At 31.0% G+C, this 20,577-nt stretch carries 19 protein-coding genes; 4 read left to right on the top strand and 15 right to left on the bottom strand.

Annotated elements, in window-relative coordinates; all coding sequences use genetic code 11:
* The coding region (locus BS62_RS07360) for a DUF4372 domain-containing protein (protein WP_496490613.1) at positions 1-190 on the bottom strand (190 nt) is incomplete at its 3' end.
* 239 nt (positions 191-429) lie between these two features.
* The gene (locus tag BS62_RS07355; RefSeq protein WP_496490612.1) at positions 430-1,428 is read right to left on the bottom strand and encodes a hypothetical protein; all 999 of its coding nucleotides are present in this window, start codon (positions 1,426-1,428) and stop codon (positions 430-432) included.
* Between the two features lie 816 nt (positions 1,429-2,244).
* Between BS62_RS07355 and BS62_RS07350 the strand changes: the two genes are divergently transcribed.
* Positions 2,245-3,249, top strand: a complete 1,005-nt coding sequence (locus BS62_RS07350; RefSeq protein ID WP_496490611.1) for a SpoIVB peptidase S55 domain-containing protein — start codon at positions 2,245-2,247, stop codon at positions 3,247-3,249.
* Positions 3,250-3,290: 41 nt separating this feature from the next.
* On the opposite strand, the gene BS62_RS07345 is transcribed toward BS62_RS07350, so the two are convergent.
* From BS62_RS07345 to BS62_RS07325, 5 genes are all read right to left on the bottom strand, one after another.
* Complete coding sequence (locus BS62_RS07345) at positions 3,291-3,764, bottom strand: hypothetical protein (RefSeq protein WP_496490610.1); 474 nt, start codon at positions 3,762-3,764, stop codon at positions 3,291-3,293.
* 100 nt (positions 3,765-3,864) lie between these two features.
* The gene (locus BS62_RS07340; RefSeq protein WP_496490609.1) at positions 3,865-6,126 is read right to left on the bottom strand and encodes a putative bifunctional diguanylate cyclase/phosphodiesterase; all 2,262 of its coding nucleotides are present in this window, start codon (positions 6,124-6,126) and stop codon (positions 3,865-3,867) included.
* A 174-nt stretch (positions 6,127-6,300) separates the two neighbouring features.
* Positions 6,301-7,773: a protein adenylyltransferase SelO gene (locus BS62_RS07335; protein ID WP_496490608.1), complete on the bottom strand. Its 1,473-nt coding sequence runs from the start codon at positions 7,771-7,773 to the stop codon at positions 6,301-6,303.
* Positions 7,774-7,898: 125 nt separating this feature from the next.
* Complete coding sequence (locus tag BS62_RS07330) at positions 7,899-8,600, bottom strand: hypothetical protein (protein ID WP_496490607.1); 702 nt, start codon at positions 8,598-8,600, stop codon at positions 7,899-7,901.
* Position 8,601: 1 nt separating this feature from the next.
* Positions 8,602-9,765 carry an HD domain-containing protein gene (locus tag BS62_RS07325; protein WP_496490606.1) on the bottom strand — a complete coding sequence of 388 codons (1,164 nt, stop codon included), beginning with the start codon at positions 9,763-9,765 and terminating at the stop codon, positions 8,602-8,604.
* A 239-nt stretch (positions 9,766-10,004) separates the two neighbouring features.
* On the opposite strand from BS62_RS07325, the gene BS62_RS07320 reads away from it, so the two are divergent.
* Positions 10,005-10,574, top strand: coding sequence for a dihydrofolate reductase family protein (locus BS62_RS07320; protein WP_496490605.1), 570 nt, complete (start codon positions 10,005-10,007; stop codon positions 10,572-10,574).
* Positions 10,575-10,660: 86 nt separating this feature from the next.
* Here BS62_RS07320 and BS62_RS07315 read toward each other — a convergent pair whose 3' ends face one another.
* Positions 10,661-11,278: a hypothetical protein gene (locus tag BS62_RS07315; protein WP_496490604.1), complete on the bottom strand. Its 618-nt coding sequence runs from the start codon at positions 11,276-11,278 to the stop codon at positions 10,661-10,663.
* A gap of 55 nt (positions 11,279-11,333) precedes the next feature.
* A complete protein-coding gene (locus tag BS62_RS07310) occupies positions 11,334-11,510 on the bottom strand; it encodes an arginase family protein (protein ID WP_496490617.1) in 177 nt (58 codons plus the stop codon).
* A gap of 188 nt (positions 11,511-11,698) precedes the next feature.
* On the opposite strand from BS62_RS07310, the gene BS62_RS07305 reads away from it, so the two are divergent.
* Positions 11,699-13,438 (top strand): ABC-F family ATP-binding cassette domain-containing protein, encoded by a 1,740-nt coding sequence (locus tag BS62_RS07305; RefSeq protein ID WP_496490603.1) that lies wholly within the window; start codon positions 11,699-11,701, stop codon positions 13,436-13,438.
* Positions 13,439-13,502: 64 nt separating this feature from the next.
* On the opposite strand, the gene BS62_RS07300 is transcribed toward BS62_RS07305, so the two are convergent.
* The 5 genes from BS62_RS07300 to BS62_RS07280 form a co-directional block, all read right to left on the bottom strand.
* Positions 13,503-13,667, bottom strand: coding sequence for a hypothetical protein (locus BS62_RS07300; RefSeq protein ID WP_496490602.1), 165 nt, complete (start codon positions 13,665-13,667; stop codon positions 13,503-13,505).
* 8 nt (positions 13,668-13,675) lie between these two features.
* Positions 13,676-16,255, bottom strand: coding sequence for a phosphoenolpyruvate synthase (gene ppsA / locus BS62_RS07295; protein WP_496490601.1), 2,580 nt, complete (start codon positions 16,253-16,255; stop codon positions 13,676-13,678).
* A 145-nt stretch (positions 16,256-16,400) separates the two neighbouring features.
* Positions 16,401-16,928, bottom strand: a complete 528-nt coding sequence (locus tag BS62_RS07290) for a PadR family transcriptional regulator (RefSeq protein ID WP_496490600.1) — start codon at positions 16,926-16,928, stop codon at positions 16,401-16,403.
* Between the two features lie 18 nt (positions 16,929-16,946).
* The gene (locus BS62_RS07285) at positions 16,947-17,795 is read right to left on the bottom strand and encodes a sialate O-acetylesterase (RefSeq protein WP_496490599.1); all 849 of its coding nucleotides are present in this window, start codon (positions 17,793-17,795) and stop codon (positions 16,947-16,949) included.
* A 346-nt stretch (positions 17,796-18,141) separates the two neighbouring features.
* A complete protein-coding gene (locus BS62_RS07280) occupies positions 18,142-19,077 on the bottom strand; it encodes a helix-turn-helix transcriptional regulator (RefSeq protein WP_496490616.1) in 936 nt (311 codons plus the stop codon).
* 118 nt (positions 19,078-19,195) lie between these two features.
* Between BS62_RS07280 and BS62_RS07275 the strand changes: the two genes are divergently transcribed.
* Positions 19,196-19,624 carry a VOC family protein gene (locus BS62_RS07275; protein WP_496490598.1) on the top strand — a complete coding sequence of 143 codons (429 nt, stop codon included), beginning with the start codon at positions 19,196-19,198 and terminating at the stop codon, positions 19,622-19,624.
* Positions 19,625-19,733: 109 nt separating this feature from the next.
* Here the strand turns inward: BS62_RS07275 and BS62_RS07270 are convergent, their stop codons facing one another.
* Positions 19,734-20,498 carry a DODA-type extradiol aromatic ring-opening family dioxygenase gene (locus tag BS62_RS07270; RefSeq protein WP_496490597.1) on the bottom strand — a complete coding sequence of 255 codons (765 nt, stop codon included), beginning with the start codon at positions 20,496-20,498 and terminating at the stop codon, positions 19,734-19,736.
* Positions 20,499-20,577 lie beyond the last annotated feature (79 nt).

Here is a 20,577-nt window from a genome sequence, read left to right as displayed (position 1 = left end):
CTGCTTCTCGCAGACTCTTACATCCTCTTATATTCAAGTACAACATTGAATTTATATGCGATTTTGAGTCAAAGTGCTGACTTCTATAATCTCCATCGTATTTCTTTATTGTACTATTAAGAAAACTACCTCCAATTTCCTCTAGCAATTTATGAAAAACTAATTTATTATTATTAATAGTAATAGTCATAAAAAAGAACCTCCTTGTGTTTGGTTTCTGGACAAAACCATTAAACCACAAGGAGGTTCTTTTTTTCATTATTAAATTTTTTCCATTGTCAATCTGTAAGTATTTCTTTGATGCAACACTAGAAGAATTAAATCTCCTCTTTTAATTCATAGTATATAAAGATTGCGTATTTTTGCGATAAATAACGTACCCTCAAGTACACTTCTAAATTTCTTTAATTGCGTTATACATATTATTAATTAATTTTGTATCGATGTAAGAATTCCATCATCAAAGTATAAATACCCTGATACTCTATACCTATAAACCCACTGTTCACTAACTCCATAAGAATTGGTTGTTCTATTTATTTTATCTGGCTTTCCCCAAGAAGACATTAAAACTTCCTCTTGAGTCATTCCAATAGAGACCCCTTCTTTCTTTCTTCGTTCTTTGTCTGCTCTCTCTTCCTCTTTTCTTTTCTCTTCCTCTGCTTTCTCTTTTTCTTCCATTTCTTTTATATAATTATCATGGAATGTTAAGAAATCATCTCTAGAGTCAAAGGTATTGTCAACTGTAAATTCTTTCTTTATAACAAAACTCTTTTTGGCTATTTCTTCTTCACTTTTGCCCTCAACGTTTGTTGTGTAAGCTACCAATTCTAGTTCGTATTTACCATTAGTTAGTCTGTCTGTGCCCATTATATACCTTGTCTTTCCAGGATTAATTTGATCTAGCTCACTATCGTCAGCTATTAGTTCAAATTTCACACCCTTGTTATACGGATGATTTTTGTCAGTTAAACTTTTTATAGTTACATTATTGTTAAAGAAGAACTCTCCACCGTCTGTAACTAAATTAACAATCATATAACTTGGAGAGTAATTATCTAATTTTTCTTCATAGGTTAAAACATCTTTGTTTTCTATACTGGCTATTTCAACATCAGTAACTTTACTGTATGACGGAGACATACTCATGCCTACTAATATAAGTAACGGAACTACAAGAAAAAGCACAACCTTTTGAGACTTCTTGAATTTATATTTTTCTACTTCTCCATTTTCATCTACATTTTTTAAACTCTTTTCAACCTTAAACCTCCATACTAAATACACAACCCAAGGGTACATAAATAATATCATAGTAAATATAAGTGACAATCCTTCATCTAGTCCATTAAATATTGAGCTTACAGTCGTTAATAAAAAAATTGTTATAGCTATATAAGCTATAACTTTCAAAACCTTATGAATCATTTTTCTTTCCCCCTATTTTACATTTAATAATTTTTCTTCTTATAGTCTAAGACTATTTTATTTCCCTTGAATAAAAATTTCTCTTCTCCTTTCTATCATCTCTTAATAACTTTTTATTATATATATACTAATATAGTTAGATTATATCATAATAGCTTTATACGACTTGTCGATTTATGTCCTATTTTTTATTTTTAACATAAAACCGATATATTACTACTTTAATAAAAGAAAAAAATACGAAGTGTATCTTGACTTGATAATAACTTATAAAAAATTATTTTTGTTTCGCCCTTTAAGGAGTAAGTAGATTAATAATGCTTACTAATATGCTCATGATATGTAATTTAATCAGCATCAATTAGGTCTACATCTGTTAACCTAAAAGTAGCTAACATATGAACTCTCATTTCCTGAACGAGAGAATATTTTTTTAATATTATTAGGCATTTTAATTCTTACTGTTCCTCTTTTCTCCATTTCAGATAAAGGACGTTCGCAATTAAGCATATAATTGCTTTGTCACTTATTTGTTTGCTAGATTGAAGATATTTTATTAATACCCTTTTTACCTCCCTTTTATATTATTCATGGACACATACCTTTATGTAATTATTATATAAATAATATTTGACTCATAGTTTTATACAACTATGCAATAACACCTATATTAACCATATATTAAATGTATTTATACATTTATAAATTTCAACATCGATTTAAAACATAACCTTATTTAAAAATACAAAAATAACCTCGTTTAATATATATCTCCGTTACAAAAACTATTGTATATACTTAAATGGAGGTCTTAATATGAAAAAAATTTCATCTATTGTACTTACAACTATTTTATTTACTACCTTAAACTTTCAAACAATAAATGCTGAAGAAGATGCATTTGAGTATTCAGATAATGAAGCAATAGTATCTGGTCAAGTTATAGGTATTCACTATCAATTGAATGAGTATTATGTTTCAAATACCTTTTCTAAAAGAAATCCTATACTTAGAGGTTCTTTATTAAAGAAGATAAGTTATAAAGATCCTAAAACTAATAAAACTATCTCATTTGTTGTAAAAGATGATTCTCAAGTAAAAGAACTTTATAATTTAGATGATGATTTAAAGATAGATGTTGTAGTACAAAGAAAAGATAAATTAAAGACAGTAAGCACAAATGTATATCATCTAAGACACACCAAACTACAAAACACAGTTTATTCATATGCAACATTAACATCTATTCACCCTACTACATTTGAATACAATGCCGTGGCTCATCCAATTGATGTAGGTGGAAACACTAAATACACACTAAAAAAAGGTTTTATATTTTTAGCCGATACTGTTTATAACGCAAAGAAAAGTAAATCATTTAGTCATGGAAGTATTGATGCTGATATATCAAGCAATCCAATTGGAACCATAACTTCGACTTCAAATGTAGGAATAAAAGGTGTTTTAACAGATATTAATGCTGTAGATGACTGTGGTATATATGTTGTTGCAAAGCATAACGAAATTGAACTTGGAGATGCTTATATATTATCCCAAGACAATAAAACTAATAAAATTATCAGGTCTAATATAGAAATAACTAAAATCGAAGAACCTACTGATGAAGTTAAATCAGGCACATTTCATTTTGAAGTTATAGATGAACACTTAATAAAGGAACGCGGTGGTACTGTTAAAGGAATGAGCGGTTCTCCAATTATACAAAATGGCAAAATCATAGGTGCTTTGTCTCATGGACATCTATTATTTTCTAAGGAAGGAAGATTCACTTATATTGGATATATGTTAGGTAATAATTAAATATTAAAAAAATAAAAAACCAGTTTTTAAAAACTGGTTTTTTATTTTTTTAATTCATCTATAATTCTGTTTAGATTTATATCTAATTGATATAATCGCCCTACATTTTCTCCAACTACTCTACTTTCACCTGCAGCTATTGCTAGATATAAATTTTCGTATGACTCTCTATATGCAGCTAGTGTTTGTAATAATTCTTGATGGATAACCTTATATTTTTCTGGAACTCTATCTTCAGGATACTGAAAACTATTTATTGCTCTATTTCTTAGCTGTATAGCTTCTCTATTGGTAGCTAAGTATTTCGTTTCAATGCTAAATATTAGAGGATATTCGTTTTGTACTTTAATAAACTCATCAATAAATTTTAATACATATTGCTTATACGCTTGTTCACCTTCATTTCCTGTAGAATTTTCACCTTGTAAATCAATACTTAGTAAAGAGTTATACATACTCTGAAGGGGTGACGCATTACGTTGTTGGCTATTTGTTTTAAAAGTATTATAATCCATGTAAATTCACCTCATTTACTAATAGTTTATTCTCCTTTTATTAATTTTGTGAGTTTTTTAAATTAATATATGAGCTGATATTATTAGTAAAATTATGGTTTTACAAAGATTCCTTATTAGTTGTTTTCAGCAGTTTTATTGCATCTTCTTCTAAAAGTGGTTTGCTAAATAGATAACCTTGCATAATATCACAGTGGTTATTTATTAAGAAATCCTTTTGTTCTTTAACTTCCACACCTTCTGCAACTACATTAAGTCCTAGTTTGTGACTCATTGAAATAATATCACCTGTTATTTGTTCTTTATAATCTTTACTAAGTATTTTATCTATAAAGTATTTATCAATTTTTACAGTATCAATATTTAGTTCTCCTAATCTAGAAAAAGATGAATATCCTGTTCCAAAATCATCTAAAGCTACTTCTATTTTGTTTTCTCTTAAATCTCTGAGCTTTTCATTAATAATATCATAATTATCCAAAAGCACAGATTCAGTTATTTCTAATTCAAGATTTGACTTTTCAATATTAGTTTCCTTAATAATATCTACTACTGTATTTGTAAAGTCTTTATATAAAAGTTGAATCCCAGATATATTAACAGCTACTTTGACATCATTATACCCTTGGTTTTGTATAGTATTTATAAAGTTACACGCTGTTTTTAATATTAAGTTACCAAGGGGAATTATTAATTGCTTTTTTTCTGCAACATCAATAAATTCCATAGGTGATATGAAACCAAGACTTTCAGCTTTCATACGTGCCAAAGCTTCAAAACCTACAATTTTGTTGGTTTTTAAATCAACTTGTGGTTGAAATTCCAAATATAATTTCTTTTCATTATTTTCAACAATAATTGACCTAAGCTCCTTTTCTATTAAGTCTTCTCTTTGAAGTTTGTTCTCCATGACTTCGTTGAAAAAAGCGTATTTTACAGAATCATTGTCTTTTATATGGTTTAATGAAATTAAAGCATGCTTTAATATTTTATCAAAATTATCGTTATTATTTATTTCAACAATTCCAATTTGTACACTTAAATGCTGTTGATCATCTTTTACCTTAAAAGGATTATCAAATATTTCACTGACTTTATTTGCAATTGAAATAAGGTCTTCTTTATCATAATAATTTTCTATATATAAAACAAATCTTCCAGCTGAAAATCTAAAAAACTTGTTGTTACTATCTACTAAGTTCTGAATATTTTTGCTCATTTCTTTTAAAAGTTCATCACCATATTCAATTCCAAATGTCAAATTAAAAATCCTAAAGTTACTGCAGTTAATTAGTAATATAGCTTTATTACCCGATTTGTTTTTGTTTATTTCTTCATTTAAAAATTCTTTGAGATATTGCTTATTTGGTAAATCGGTCAATGCATCGTAATATGCCGATTGAACAAGTTTTTTATTTTTTTTGTAAATAGAAATCATAGTATGAAGTAAGGAAGCATATATTATTGCCAACAATATTACCCCTACTTGAGATACTTGTCTAACCACATGGTCGGTATCTTCTAATGATTTATTAATTGCTAGTGTTCCTATTTTGGCTCTTTCAAAATATACAGGAACAAAAGTCTCAAATTCATTTTTTTCATTATTGTCGTTTATAAAACTATATTTCCTATCTTCAAGTATTGCAGCTTTAGCTTCTGAATTAGTTATTTTTTGTCCAATAATATTACTGTCTGTACTTCCAATAATGTTTAATTTATTGTCTATAAAGTCAATTTTAGATACAACTTCACTATCTTTCATTTCATTAAGCAACTTCTGCATTTTATAACTTCCAAGAAAATCATAAATTTTGTCTGTCTTAACACCTATTTGAACAAAACGTCCATCAGAAACCCTGAAGTATCCATATTTATAATATATTCCCGTCTCTGTGTCTTGTCTTATCTCTTCTATAAGGCTATTACCGCCATTCTTCATGAAATTATAAACTGGATGGCCTTCATATGCTTTCCAACCAATAGATTCACCATTGTTTGAATGTATTATTTCTCCTTTAGAATTATATGAGTAAATTCTATCAACTTCTAATTTGCCTGCTAGTTCTTCAAGTAATTCATTGCTTATCTTCATGTTGTCTGAAACTATTGTTCTGCCAGCAACTAGTATCTTTTCTTTAAGTAATTCATTTAATACTTCATATGCCTCAGCTGACTTAGACAAACTATGCGAATAGCTATTAGCAAAATTTATTGAATCCTCTTTAACGTGGTTATAGTAATAACTTTTTATCCCGCTAATTATACCGTAGCCAATAATAAAAAAGATCAAAGTAATAATAAAGAATGGTATTATAAAAATTTTAACACTGACCTTTTTAAATTTATTTTTATTATTCAAAAGTTGCATCCCCTTATGTCTTTATCTGTTTTTATAATGCCTGTTTTTATTATACCTTATGTCCAGCATTAAGCTCTACAATTGTTAATATGATAACTATATTATATTCTTATATTAAAAAATTTCCCTCGGAATATAATTCTGAAGGAAATCTTTTCTTTATTTTAATTATATTTAGGTGCCACAAAATGTTCTATAACCACAACTTGATTGTGGAGGCAGTGTAGAATATTCATCTTGCTTTTTGGAGTGTTCATATGGATTTGATAAAACATCAAGAAGTTTCTCCATTACACTGTAATCTCCTTTATTTGCTGCTTCTAAGGCTTCTTCTACTCTGTGATTTCTAGGTATTATAGCTGGATTTGAATTTTTCATTAAATTATATGATTCTTCTTTTGATTCTTGTTGTTTACCTAATCTATCTTGCCAAAGCTCATACCACTGGGCAAATTCAGCAGTATTATATAATACAGTGTCTTCTAACTTATCTAAAGTTAGTGCACGGAATGTATTTGTATAGTCTACTTTATATTTATGCATCATACTTAAAAGTTCTTCTATAAGGGATTCATCATCTTTATCTTCATTAAATATTCCTAATTTTGATCTCATTCCTGATAACCAATTATTGTGATACAACTCAGTATAACTTCCAAGTGCATCTTTTGCAATTTTAACAGCTTCATCTGTATCTTCATGTAGTAGTTGCAATAATGTTTCAGCAAATCTAGTTAAATTCCACTCTCCTATATTTGGTTGGTTGCCATATGCATAACGTCCACGACGGTCAATAGAACTAAATACTGTTGCAGGGTCATAGGTATCCATAAATGCACATGGGCCATAATCAATACTTTCTCCACTAATTGTCATATTGTCAGTATTCATTACCCCATGGATAAAGCCAACTAATTGCCATTTAGCAATTAAATCAGCCTGTCTCTTTATTACTTCCTTAAGAAAGTTAAGATATTTATTTTCATCATCTTCAATATATGGATAATGTCTTTTAATTGTATAATCAGCTAAAGCTTTAATATCATCTAAAGTTCCCCATGCTGCAGCGTATTGAAATGTACCCACACGAATATGACTATCTGCAATACGTGTCAAAATTGCACCAAGTAAATTTGTTTCACGAGTTACTAACTCGCCAGTTGTTACAACTGCTAGACTTCGAGTTGTTGGAATACCAAGTGCATACATTGCTTCACTAATTATGTATTCACGCAACATTGGTCCAATTGCTGCTCTTCCATCTCCTCCTCGAGAATATGGAGTTCTACCTGGACCTTTAAGTTGAATATCAAATCTTTTCCCTTCAGGCGTTATCTGTTCGCCAAGTAATATAGCTCTGCCGTCTCCTAACATGGTAAAATGCCCAAATTGATGCCCTGCATAAGCTTGAGCAAGAGGCAAAGCTCCTTCTGGAATCATATTCCCAGCAAATACTTCTATATTATCATTATTTTTTAGTTCATTGGCATTTAAACCTAGTGATTTTGCCAAGGAATCATTGAGAATAATTAGCTTCGGAGAGAGCACAGGAGTTGGGTCAGTAATGGTAAAAAATGTTTTCGGTAAGCGAGAATAACTATTGTCGAAGTTCCATCCTGTTTTTACTATTTCATTTTTCTCTGCCATATTATCTCCTTTCTTTATTCTTTAGTTTTGTATATTGAGTTTTTTCTTAGTATCTGCTTTTGAAAGTTTATTATGCTATTTACACACAAGGATAGATTCCATTAAGTAAGAAAAGCTTACAAATCTTATTCGCAGAAAAAATCTAATTTTTTAATTCTATTTTCTATGAAATTAAACATCTCTTCATCTGCTCCAGCGATTATGGTGTCGTATATATCAAAATCAAATCCTATAAATATGTTTTTTTCTTCGTCATAATTAAACATATGTCTGGCTCTTTTAATTTTTAATTTATTAGCTAATTTATCCTTACATTCAATATAATCAAATTCACCGCGTCCTGTAGTTGCTGCCTTTATGTTTTTGGAGATGTTGTATTTATTACATACATCAGATATTATACTATATACTTCTAGAACATAGTCTGTAGTGTGTTTTGAGTTTGATCTTCTTAAATATGGTATCCTTTGTTCTTTTATTTCTTCATCTAATTCTATTTTATTAAATATCTCCATACATTCCTTATAAAAAGATTCATCCCCTTCTATTATTATCTTATTATCTAAGGCGTAATAACCACAAAAGAAATCATCATATTCAAATGAACAAATATCATAGTTTAGTCTTCCGAACAAATAAAGAGCTTCTTTTATACTTATATTATTTTTAATAAAACAGTTCATAGGATTTTCCATAGTTCCTAATATCTCTACTATTCCATTAGAATTATATTGTTCATTTAAAGTTAATATATATTTTATTCCGATTTTATGTGTAATCTCATTATTTATAGTTGTATCTACTTTAAAAGTTAATATATCACTCATATTAATCCTCCTTCCCCTTTTTAACTTGCATTATTTTTTCATATCTTTCTTTATAATTTTTCATCTTTTTATGTTTTATTAAGTTATTCTTAATAAAGTCTCTTCCTTTTTGTTCATCGTCACATATAATGTTAATATTTATATTTGTATTTTTATTATCAGTACCTAAGTTATCTTTTATAAATGTAGAGTCAATTTCTCCAAATCTTTCTGATATTACTAGTGATGTAGAATTTGGAGCTTTATTTATATCAAATATATATATATCATAATTAAGTTTATTAGATTCCTTGTCATAATTAAGATCAAACTTACAATTACCTTCTCCTATATATATGGCTTTTGTATAGTTATCAGCAGAATATTCTTTATCACCAAGGTTTAATTTTGCATCCTCTACTTCACCATCCATAGAATTTGTATCACTATGAATTTGTCCAGTTATCCTTGGAATTCTCCCTCTCATATCTGTAATTCTTTTACCGTCTCTATTTGCATCTGCTATTCTTATTATACTTGCAACAATAGAAATATCTTTATACTCTTGCTCACTAAATTCTCCCTTAAATTCAATATCATTTATTCTGCATTCTTCCTTAAAGTTTTCTATACTAATTTTAATGTCCCCTATATTTGTTAAATCAAGTTTGACAGTTTTGCTTTTTCCATTTTCATCAACTTTTTGTAGTCCACTACAACTTTTACTATGAAAATATATAATTACTGCAACTTTTTCAGGATCTACATTAAATTTTTCAAAATCATCTTTAATATAATCTTTGTATTTCATTAATTCTACTCCTGAATTTAATGCATGTTCGTTTCTCAATTGTTTTCCTGCTTTTAACCCCTTTTCTCTATATTCCTCTTTTTCAACTCCCATTCCTATATCATGAAATGCAGCTGAGGCATATAAGGTTTCTAAGTGTATTTTTCCATATAAAGGGTTATTATCTTTGTCTATAAATTTATTATTTTCAAAATAATTTTCAATGGCTTCTTTGTATTTAATTGCATTTTCCATTACTTCTCTTGCATGTTCTAATGTATGTCCTGTATATGTTTCTAAGTCCTTGTTATATGGCCCTTTATAAGCTATTTCTTCAGCTTTGGTGTAATAAGGTTTTATATATTTTTCTAATACTTTATACATTTTATTTAACATGTACTTTATTCTCACCCCACCTAAAAATTAATATATATAATAATTATTATTAATTTCTAATTTTATTCTAATTTCTAACCATATTATCAACATGATAATTTTTAGATTGTAATTATCTTAGGTATTTTAAAAAATGATGTTAAAAATTGGGTATAATAACACTATACAAATGATTTCGGTGGTATTATTATGCAAACAATAGAGTAAGTCAAAAAAGAATATAAGAAGGAGGAATGGTTATGTCAAGCAACGTAAAACAAAGAAGAATAATTTTAGATTTAGCAATTACTTTAGATGGCTTTATTGAAGGGAAAAATGGAGAAGTTGATTGGTGCATTATGGACACTGATATGGGGTTCACTAATTTCTTGAATGAAATTGATACTATTTTATACGGTAGAAAAAGTTACGACTTATGGGGGCAGTATATTCCCCAAGATGAAGATTCTGATACTGAAAAAGAAATTTGGAAATTGGTTCATAGTAAAGAGAAATATGTGTTTTCCAGAACACACATAGGTACTGATACTCAAGTAATATTTATAAATGAAAATATTCTTGAAGAAGTAAATAAATTAAAAAATAAGCCCGGTAAAGATATTTGGCTTTATGGAGGAGCAAGTCTCATTACAACTTTTATTAATTTAGGGCTTGTTGATGAATTTAGATTATCTGTTCATCCTGTTGTTTTGGGAGAAGGAAAACCGTTGTTTATTGATATAAAACAGAGATTGAATTTAAAAATGGTTAATACCAAAACGTTCTCTTCTGGCGTTGTACAACTAATCTATCGTTGGAATGGTAATTAATTTTTAACAGAGCCTTATCTTATAATATAAAAAGGCTATATCTTTTTAGATACAGCCCTTAAGAAGTTCCAATATATCTCAATCTATCAATTTCTGTTTAATCTTGCTCTATAATAGATTCTCATAACTGTAACTATAATTCCAGTTATGAAAACTACAATTAAAAATAACATAGCAGCTGGCCAGATACCAAAAGCATCCTTAATTGTAGAACTATTGTTTTGTAGGTTTGGGACAATAAAAAACAACCATCCTATAAACAAAACCGGAATTACTTGGGGCGTTAACCGAAGATAATATCTCAAGGTAAGATGTTGTTTACGTCTATTCGACCACTCTTTACTTAGTATAATATCTTTTATACCTAAAAATAAGTATATTAATGTAATGAAACCAAGTGATAAATCTATTATTTTAGGCATAGGAGCTTTAATATCTGGTTTCTGTCCTTCAGTAAGTTTTATAATTCCCGAACTTATCTCATAAGCATGCTCAACAGTTGTTGTAAAGCTATTAAGCATCACAGCTACAGCATATCCACTGGAAGGTATAATATCTTGTTGCGCTTGGCCAGTAGATAACGCCCCACTATGGGAAATGCGTGCTGGTTTAATATTTGGGGAACTAAAAGACCAGCCAAGACCATATTTTGAGCTTCCAGGCTGAGGAGAATAGGATTCTTCTAGCAATGATTTCGATAGCAATCTTTCCTGAAAATCTGGAAAAAGCTTTATTGCATCAAAAATCAGAGAAATATAATTAAAACTTGACTACTTTGCTGACACTGAGGTTATGAAAATCATGCGCATTAATAACGTGAATTTTATTTTTTCTTATGAATTCCAATTCATCCATTTCAATAGAACGAATGCCAATAAAGAAAATATTTTCAGTTGAGGTAACATTGTTAAGCTCAAGTGCTCTACAGGTCGTAATTTCTTTATTTCATAATAACTTATCTAGACATTTAAATGTCTTGGATTTGCTAGGAAAAAATCCAATTTTATATAATTGAAATTAGCCTTAAAAAGTGTTATGCTATCAAAAGAAATCAAAAAATGTCGTTACTATATATCGTTGGCGACGTGGAGCGATTTTTTTAAATGATAAAGAGAGGTAATTATATGATAAAATTTGACAACTTGTCCTACTCATTTCCGCAAAGAGATCTATATAATAAGGTTTCATTTACATTAGAAGATGGTCAACATTGTGCTTTTATAGGAGCAAGTGGTAGCGGAAAAAGTACACTTATAGATATAATAATGGATCCAGAAAGATATTTGTTTGATGGTAAGTTAGAAATGTATCCAAATTTAAGAATTGGGTATGTAAGTCAGTTCTCACAACTAGACAAAATAAAAGAAACTACAGTTTTCGAATATATAGCTGATCAATTTATCAAGCTACAAGATGAAATAGCATCTATTTGCAGTGAAATGGAAACATCTTCTGATATTGATGCTTTACTAGAAAAGTACCAAGAGGCTTTAGATGCATTTGATGCAATTGATGGTGATGATTATGAAAGCAACATTAATAAGAAACTAAATCTTGCAAATTTAACTAAGCATAAAGATAGAATGATCTCTGAACTTAGTGGTGGAGAATTTAAACTAATTCAAGTTATTAAGGAAATGCTTAATAGCCCAGATTTATTGATTATGGATGAGCCAGATGTGTTCTTAGATTTTGAGAACCTTAACGCTCTTAAAAATTTAATTAATTCTCATAAGAAAACAATTTTAGTTATTACACACAACAGATATTTATTAAATCATTGTTTTAATAAAATTATCCATCTTGAGAATACAGAGCTACAAGAATTTGATGGCAGATATATTGATTACAACTTCTCTCTTCTTCAAACTAAAATCGAGTTACAAGAAATGGCTATTGATGATGATGAAGAAATTGCGAGAAATGAAGCTTTAATCGATATATTAAGAGAGAAAGCAACCTATAATGCTGAAGCTTCTAGAGGTAGAGCTCTAAGAGCTAGAGTTAAAATTCAAGAAAGATTAGAAGCCAAAAGAATTAAAGCACCATTTGTAGATATTAAACAACCGTATATCAATTTAGAAACAAATAATGAAATTGAAGAAACTATTGCTTTAAAGGTTTGTGATTTTGGTATATCATTTGATGAAGTTCTTTTAGAAAATGCTAACTTCGAGATAAAATCTACTGATAAAGTAGCTATTGTTGGTACAAACGGTGTAGGAAAAACTACTTTATTAAAAGAAATATTTAAAAATAATAATAACTCTATTGAAATAAATGAAAACATTGATCTAGCTTACTTATCTCAAATGCAAAGCGAAGTAGTAAATGAGTCTAATACAATACTTCAAGAGTTCTATGATGTTGGATTTGAGACTTATGGTGAAATTAGAAGATATGTTGGAAGATATGGTTTTGATTCAGATATACTTACACAAAAGATTGAATCTTTATCTGGTGGAGAAAAAAATATACTTCAATTGGCGAAGGTTTCAGCTAGTAAATCAAATATGTTACTAATGGATGAGCCTACAAGCCACTTAGATCTTTATTCTCAAATGTCTCTAGAAAAAGCTATAGCAGATTACAAAGGTGCTATTTTAATGATTTCTCATGATTATCATTTCATAGTTAACTGTGCTGATTATGTTTTACTTATTGAAGATAAGACAATTAGAAAAATGAGCATGCGTAAATTTAGAAAGATGATTTATGCTAATCATTTTGACAAAGACTATCTGCAAATTGAAGAAAAGAAAAAATCAGTTGAAATGGAAATAGCTTCCGCTTTAAAGAATACTGATTTTGAACGTGCAAAAACTTTATCTATAAAGTTAGAAGAGTTAATTAAATCACTTTAAATAAATAACCCCCTTAGAATTGACAGATTTATCAATTTTAAGGGGTTCTTTTGTTTTGAATTTATTATAATTCGTAACCAAGTATTTCAAGCCAATTTGTCACTTCTCCCGATGTAACAGTACCATTTACAGCAATACCAGGTAAAATTATAGATTTTAAGCACTCTTTAGCTATATCAAATAATATACAATCAGTGTATTGTTCATATATATTACTTCCTTTATACATCTTTACTATTATAGGATTTCTACATAGCCTTCTGTTCCATTTACCCGAATTCTCTGCCCGTCTTTAATGATTTTGGTAGCATTATCTACTCCAACAACTGCTGGTAAGCCATATTCACGTGCTATAACTGCTCCATGGGTCATAAGTCCACCAACTTCTGTGACTAGGCCTTTTATGGATACAAATAATGGTGTCCAGCTAGGGTCAGTAAATGAGGTGACTAATATATCTCCATCTTCTAGATCAGCATCTTCCATGTTTAATATGACACGTGCTCGTCCTTCTATAACTCCGGAAGAAACAGGTAGCCCTACAATAGCACCTTCTGGAAGATTTTCTATTTTGTACTCACCTGAAATGATTTCACCATCAGAGGTGATAACACGTGGTGGAGTTAGTTTTTCATATAATTTATGCTCTTCCTTACGTTTATTAATTATATGGTGATCCAGTTTATTTGTGCGTACGACTTCGCGAAGTTCTTCAAAAGTGAGATAGTATATATCTTCTTTCTCATGAATAACCTTGTCTTGTAAAAGTCGTTCAGCGACCTTCAGTAAAGCCTGCTTATAAAGGGCGTAGCGATTAACCATGCCGTATTTTGGATATTCACGATAGCCGATGAAATTCCTAATTAGGTCAATCATTTCTTTTGTTTCTTTGGCCTTTTGTTCACCATCTTCTAATTGCTTCAATCGCTTTAGTAACTCTTGTTCTTTTGTCAAAGCTTCCTGTAGCCCTTTCTCAAATTTCTTATTGCTAGCATTAGGCTCAAAGTTTTTGATATTACTAAGTATCATAGGAATAAGTATAGCTGGTTTTTCACTCCAACGAGTTTTAGTAATATCAATTTCTCCTACACATCGCATTCCGTATTTGTTAAGATAAGAATAGATTGCTTCTTGGGTTTCCTTTCCACCATCAAACTTAACAAGTTCATCTAAAAAGTTATCATCTTTTACATGTTGTAAATAATGAATTACTTCTGGATAAGGACGAATTACATCTGCCACATCCAATAGTGCCAGACCCATTTCCGAAGTAATATTGTTTGGTACTGATTGAGAAAGGGTATCTGCTGCGTTTTTCTCACCCAACCACTTTTCCATTTTTTCATTGATCCATATTGTAGCATCTATAGCAGCCATAAATACAGCTGTACTTTGTGGATCAAATAAAATTCTCTTTAACTCCCCAATATCTTCTAGAATGAAATCAAATAAATCTAATCCTGATTTACTTTGGATGTTTTGTTTTAACTCTTCTATGGATCTTTGACTACTCTTAATTAAATGTTCAACGATTGTAGGGTCATACACACTTTTACTCATTTTATTGTCACTCTGTTTTTCTTTATCATTTGGTAAACATTTTATGAAATCTCTCTCAATTATTGTAACAATTGCGTCTTTTGTGAGAAGGTCGTGTTTTCCCATGGCATCTAACCACATATTTCTGCTATCAGGTGAAGATAGTATATGTGTAACATCAACAAACAACCTTCCACCAGCTTTAAACCTTTGTCCAAAACATGTTAATTCGTATATGGACATTCCCAGTGGTTTGAATGGGTCTGTCATCATTTGTTGATGACCAACAGATACATATACGTGATTTTCTTCATCATTTGCTTCAGGGATTGGGTATAAAGTAGTGATTGGGCGGCTCTGTACAATGTAAAATGTATTATCAGCATAACACCATTCGATATCCTGAGGACGTCCGAAATGTTCTTCGATCTTTCTGCCCATACGCTCAAGCTCCAAAATCTGTTCATCGGTTAGTGCTTGCCTATTCTGCATCTTAGGCTCAATCTCTTGTTCTTTCGTACCACCATCTTTTAAAGCATAAATAGCTAGTTTCTTGGATGATATCTTCTTTATAACCTTGCCGCTTTGTACTTTGTAGTTATCAGCATTCACGAGGCCAGAGACCAAGGCCTCACCAAGTCCGAAGCTAGCGTCAATGGATAACACCTTCCTATTAGAAGTGACTGGATCTGCAGTAAACAGAATTCCTGACGATTGTGGGAATACCATCTTTTGAATAACTACAGACAAGTGGACTTTGCGGTGGTCAAAGTTGTTTTGAAGGCGGTAAATTACTGCCCTCTCAGTAAATAGGGATGCCCAACATTTACTGATATGCTTTAAGATTGAATTTTTTCCGATAATGTTCAGATACGTATCTTGCTGCCCTGCAAAGGAGGCCGTTGGTAAATCTTCAGCAGTTGCGCTAGAACGTACTGCATAGGCATTTTTTTCTCCAAGCCTTAAGAGAATACGGGTGATTTCTTCATTAATGTCTTCAGGGATAGCTATTCCTTCGATGACTCTCCGAATCTCACCGCTAAGTTCACTTATTTTGTCCCTGTCTTCTATCTTTAAAAGCGATAACTGATTAAGTAATTCTTTAATGGTGGTTGTTTCCTCAATGATTCTTTTAAAGGCTTCAGTAGAAATACAAAAGCCATCTGGTACGCGTATTCCTTCAATCTTAGTAAGTTCCCCTAGGTTTGCTCCTTTACCCCCAACAACCATGAGTTTTGTTTTGTCAATGTCCTGAAAATCAAGTACAAATGAACTCATATATTACCTCCTTTTGAATTCCTTAATAATACCCTTCCAACAAATGAAATAAGGTGCTATTGATTATAGCACTAGCAAATGTAAACAAACAGCCTACATTTACAATTTTTTATATGTTATAATTAAGATAGAGAGAGTTTTAATTTTAATTTTCATTTCCATTCCTTATATCTTTTAACAGTCCTTCAAACCATTGAACATTTACTAAATGATGAGAACGTGAATTTTCTAACATTTTTCTAAAATAAGTAGGGATAGTTTCGTTATGCTCAATAGATTGCTCTAATAAAGAAATCTTCTTTTTAGTTTGTTCTATTTGTATTTCTATTAGTTTTGTTAACTCCTCACTTTTATATTCATTAGCAAATAGCATTGCTGAATAAAAAGATAAATTTATATATTCTGTCTTAGATCCATATTTGAACATCAATTTTTCAAATTCCTTATCCCCTAGTTCAGTGATAATATAATTATGAGTCTCTCTAGTATTGTCTAATTGGTCAATTTTTTTAATATATTGTTTTTCTTCTAATTGTTGAAGATTATAATAAAATGACCCTTTAGTAAAATTCACTATATATTTATAGTGTCTCTCTTCCATTAAGGCTAATAATTCGTATCCGTAAGAACCTGGATTTTGTTTCAATAAACCTAAAATAAGTAAAGGTATCAAAAAAACACCGCCTTTAATTTAACCATTGTTTATTTGTATGAATTGAGATTCAAATTCATCATATGATATTTTTCCTAATGCCAAATCCATACTTATTATATATAACTTTTCTCCTTTGGTATGTGTTCTAGAATAACTAAGATTTAATAATTCATTTTCATTAATTAATGGCTTCAATACATGTTTCTTATTAGAAAAGGCTTCAAAATATCGTAAACCAAATTTTCTTTGAGAAATTGCATCAATATGAATACCATCAGGATTGGAAGTTAAACCTGATGCTGTTACAAAGTAACAATTTTCTTGTTCAAAAGCAAATTTTTGTAACTCCTCATTAATAAGTTTATACTCAGTACAGTGTTTTCCAAATGCCTCTTTGCCTAAAAAGTCTCCTAATCCTCCAATAATTATAGGAATATATGGAGCATTCAACTCCTTTCTAAGAGCATCAATAATTAAAAGTAATTTTTTGTAATAGACTTTGTAGTTACCACCCATACTATCACTTTCTCCTTGATGCCATAGAATTCCTGTTAATTCACTATTTTGCATGGCAAACTTAGCTTCAGTTATTGCATGTTTAAAAAGTGCTTTATCTATAGCCCATTCATCCAGAGAGCTTCCTCCTTCAGCACAAGGAATTAAACCAATAGTGTCTTCTTGATTTTGACTACACCATGCATCTGCAAATGAACCGGCTAAACTTATTCCCGAAACAGGACGGTCATAATTAATAGGCTCAGCCATCATTTGCCATCTACCATTACGCAACATTTGTATTCTTTCATTATATATCGGGGGTACTTCATGAATGAACCCTCTTCCCCCCATATTTGACTGTCCTAACATTAAAAACGATTTAACCATTTTTTTCATCCTTTCTTGCCTCAGTAAGTTTTACTTGGTATGAAAACTACTAAATTTATTATTAGTCTAATTAGACTAATGCTATTTAAACATTATAGTCTAATTAGACTATAACATCAATAATATTTTTTGAGAAGTAAAGCCAGTCTTCTATTACTTATTACCATGTTGTGCCGTTATGCATAAATTTTTAGCCCCCCGGAAACATAATACACACAAAAAAGGGTTAAATCTCTCTAACCCTTTAATTTCAACCTATTTCCTCTCTATCCTTTCTAACGTCTCAACATGTGTTTTGATAGAAAAATGATATTAGTGTTTTAGGCTGAAGGAGTTGTTTTTACATTTACGACTTGGGGTTCTGCTTATAAACCCCAAGTACCGCCTCAGCTTTTTGAATGAGCTTTTCCCTTACGGTTTGAGGCTCAAGACACTCGCACGACTCCCCAAGTGAAAGCAAGAACCGTATTCCAATATCTCCGTCTAATATGGGAATTGTAGCAATGTTTTTCCCATTTTCATGCCTTATGTCAATATCGCTCAAATAACTTAGCAGCTGACCTTTAAGCGTATCATCAAACCTGATTTTCACCATAACTTTCGGTATATCATAATCAATTTTTTTGCTTAATGTTGAGAAATCAACATCCCTCGGCGTAAAAGCTCGCTCTGAAGCTATTAGCTTGCGTATACGAGAAAACCGAAAAGTTCTCATTTCCTGACGTAAGAGGCAGAATCCTTGCAGATGCCAGCTATTACTCTTGTGGAGCAAACGGTACGGCTCGACTTCCCGAAAAGAAACATCACCATTGCTATTAGAATAATCAAAACTGAGAATTTTCCGCTCTACAATAGCTGAATTGATGGTTTGCAGATATCCCTCACGTATAATGTCCTTTTTCCAAGGGCTCAGGTCAATAGCGATTCGCCTTGTGAGCTCGTCGATATCATTCTGCTTTTCCTTGGGGATAATCGCTTTTAGCTTACTCATAGCTTGCTTTGTTTCTTCGCTGTCAAGTGCAGAATGCACACCGGAAAGCCCAATTAAAAGCGTTATCAAGTCCGACTCAGAAAACAAGCGCTTATCTACCTTAAACTCCTCCATAATTCCAATACCACCTTTAATACCGGGAAAGGTGATAATGGGTATTCCCGCTTCGTTTATGGTTTCGATGTCGCGATAAATCGTACGCTTGGATACTTCAAATGTTCGGGCAAGCTCACCTGCGCTTATAGTTTTACGTTCTAAGAGCAACATGATGATGGAGATAAGCCTATTCATTTTCACGTTACATCAGCCCCTTAATAAAGAATTTTAAATTCATTATAAAATGATGACATACTGTTGTCAACGTTTGCGTGATATGCTTATCCTATCACAAATTAAAGGAGTGTTTTCAATGTCATTAAACATTTATATCAGATTCAACGGCAACTGTCGTCAAGCTGTAGAATACTATGCAGAAGTTTTCGGTTGCCAAAAACAAAATACCATGACCTTCGGACAATTCCATAATGAATCAGACTTTCATATGTCCGAGGAAGAAAAAAATCAAATTATGCACACCTACTTAAGCATTAACGGATACGATGTCATGTTCTCCGATTGCCCGCCGGGAATGCCTGTTACTCAAGGTGACAATTTTAGCCTTGCTTATAGAACAAAGGACAAGGACGAAATAACTCGTATTTTTAACCACCTCAAAGACGACAGCGGTCAAGTGGTCATGGAGCTTCAAGAGACATTTTGGAGCGGCTTGTACGGCTCTTTAACCGATAAGTTCGGTATCAACTGGCAATTTACTCACGACAGCGAGAATGCTTTCTAAAAGAAAAACAGTAAGCCGTTCGAAAGAACGGCTATTACCATTTCATAAAGAAGAAAATCATAAATATAATATTCCTCATATCTTCTAAAGGACTTGCTTGGGGTTAATTTTAGAACTCAAAACATATATAACTCAAGGTTCCATATGCATAGCTTTGGTGTAAAAGCTTTGGCTTGTCTTTGTTACCACTTCCCATTGCTATAAACATAGGAACTATGTGCTCCTCACGTGGTATGGCACGTTTAGCATGTGGTGCTGTCTCCCTGTAATTAAAAAGAGCTTTCTTATCATTATTCTCTACTTTTTCTATAAGCCAATTGTCAAACTCTACTGCCCATTCTTCTACCTTATCTGCATTCCAGTCAACTGTAGCAAGGTTATGAACAGTTGAACCGCTTCCAATTACTAAGATATCTTCTTTTCCTAGGTCCCTAATGGCCCTTCCTATCTCATATTGCTTTTCCATCGCTAAATAAGGATTTACTGATACTTGAACAACAGGTATAGTTGCATTTGGATACATTAAGTAAAGAACATCCCACGCACCATGATCCAATCCTCTGTTTTCGTCAAACTTGCTTTCAATGCCATTATTCCCTAACATGGATTTGAGCTTTGTAGCTACTTCTACAGAGCCCTTGGCAGGATATTTTATTGAATATAACTCTTTTGGGAATCCGGAAAAGTCATATATCATATCGTAGGTATCATCCATTGATGAAATTGTTGTAATTTCACTTTCCCAATGGGCCGTAAATATCACAACAGCTTTAGGTGTTAGTTTTTTGCCCAGATTTTTAAGAAAATCAGTATATTCGTTTTCTTCCACCACAAGTGTCGGTCCACCATGGCATAAAAATATCGAAGAAATCATCTTTTCACTTCCTTTTCAGTAATGATATATATTATTTTACTATTAATTATTATATATCTACTATATTATTAAGAAAGCT

The sequence above is a fragment of the Sporacetigenium mesophilum DSM 16796 genome, assembly GCF_059569055.1.
This window is presented reverse-complemented; position numbering and strand designations above follow the sequence as displayed.

Excerpts from the sequence above, each read along its gene's own strand:
- BS62_RS07355 (WP_496490612.1), bottom strand. The coding sequence starts at position 1,428 with ATGATTCATAAGGTTTTGAAAGTTATAGCTTATATAGCTATAACAATT.
- BS62_RS07350 (WP_496490611.1), top strand. The coding sequence starts at position 2,245 with ATGAAAAAAATTTCATCTATTGTACTTACAACTATTTTATTTACTACC.
- BS62_RS07345 (WP_496490610.1), bottom strand. The coding sequence starts at position 3,764 with ATGGATTATAATACTTTTAAAACAAATAGCCAACAACGTAATGCGTCA.
- BS62_RS07335 (WP_496490608.1), bottom strand. The coding sequence starts at position 7,773 with ATGGCAGAGAAAAATGAAATAGTAAAAACAGGATGGAACTTCGACAAT.
- BS62_RS07330 (WP_496490607.1), bottom strand. The coding sequence starts at position 8,600 with ATGAGTGATATATTAACTTTTAAAGTAGATACAACTATAAATAATGAG.
- BS62_RS07325 (WP_496490606.1), bottom strand. The coding sequence starts at position 9,765 with ATGTTAAATAAAATGTATAAAGTATTAGAAAAATATATAAAACCTTAT.
- BS62_RS07320 (WP_496490605.1), top strand. The coding sequence starts at position 10,005 with ATGTCAAGCAACGTAAAACAAAGAAGAATAATTTTAGATTTAGCAATT.
- BS62_RS07305 (WP_496490603.1), top strand. The coding sequence starts at position 11,699 with ATGATAAAATTTGACAACTTGTCCTACTCATTTCCGCAAAGAGATCTA.
- BS62_RS07300 (WP_496490602.1), bottom strand. The coding sequence starts at position 13,667 with ATGTATAAAGGAAGTAATATATATGAACAATACACTGATTGTATATTA.
- ppsA (WP_496490601.1), bottom strand. The coding sequence starts at position 16,255 with ATGAGTTCATTTGTACTTGATTTTCAGGACATTGACAAAACAAAACTC.
- BS62_RS07285 (WP_496490599.1), bottom strand. The coding sequence starts at position 17,795 with ATGGTTAAATCGTTTTTAATGTTAGGACAGTCAAATATGGGGGGAAGA.
- BS62_RS07280 (WP_496490616.1), bottom strand. The coding sequence starts at position 19,077 with ATGAATAGGCTTATCTCCATCATCATGTTGCTCTTAGAACGTAAAACT.
- BS62_RS07275 (WP_496490598.1), top strand. The coding sequence starts at position 19,196 with ATGTCATTAAACATTTATATCAGATTCAACGGCAACTGTCGTCAAGCT.
- BS62_RS07270 (WP_496490597.1), bottom strand. The coding sequence starts at position 20,498 with ATGATTTCTTCGATATTTTTATGCCATGGTGGACCGACACTTGTGGTG.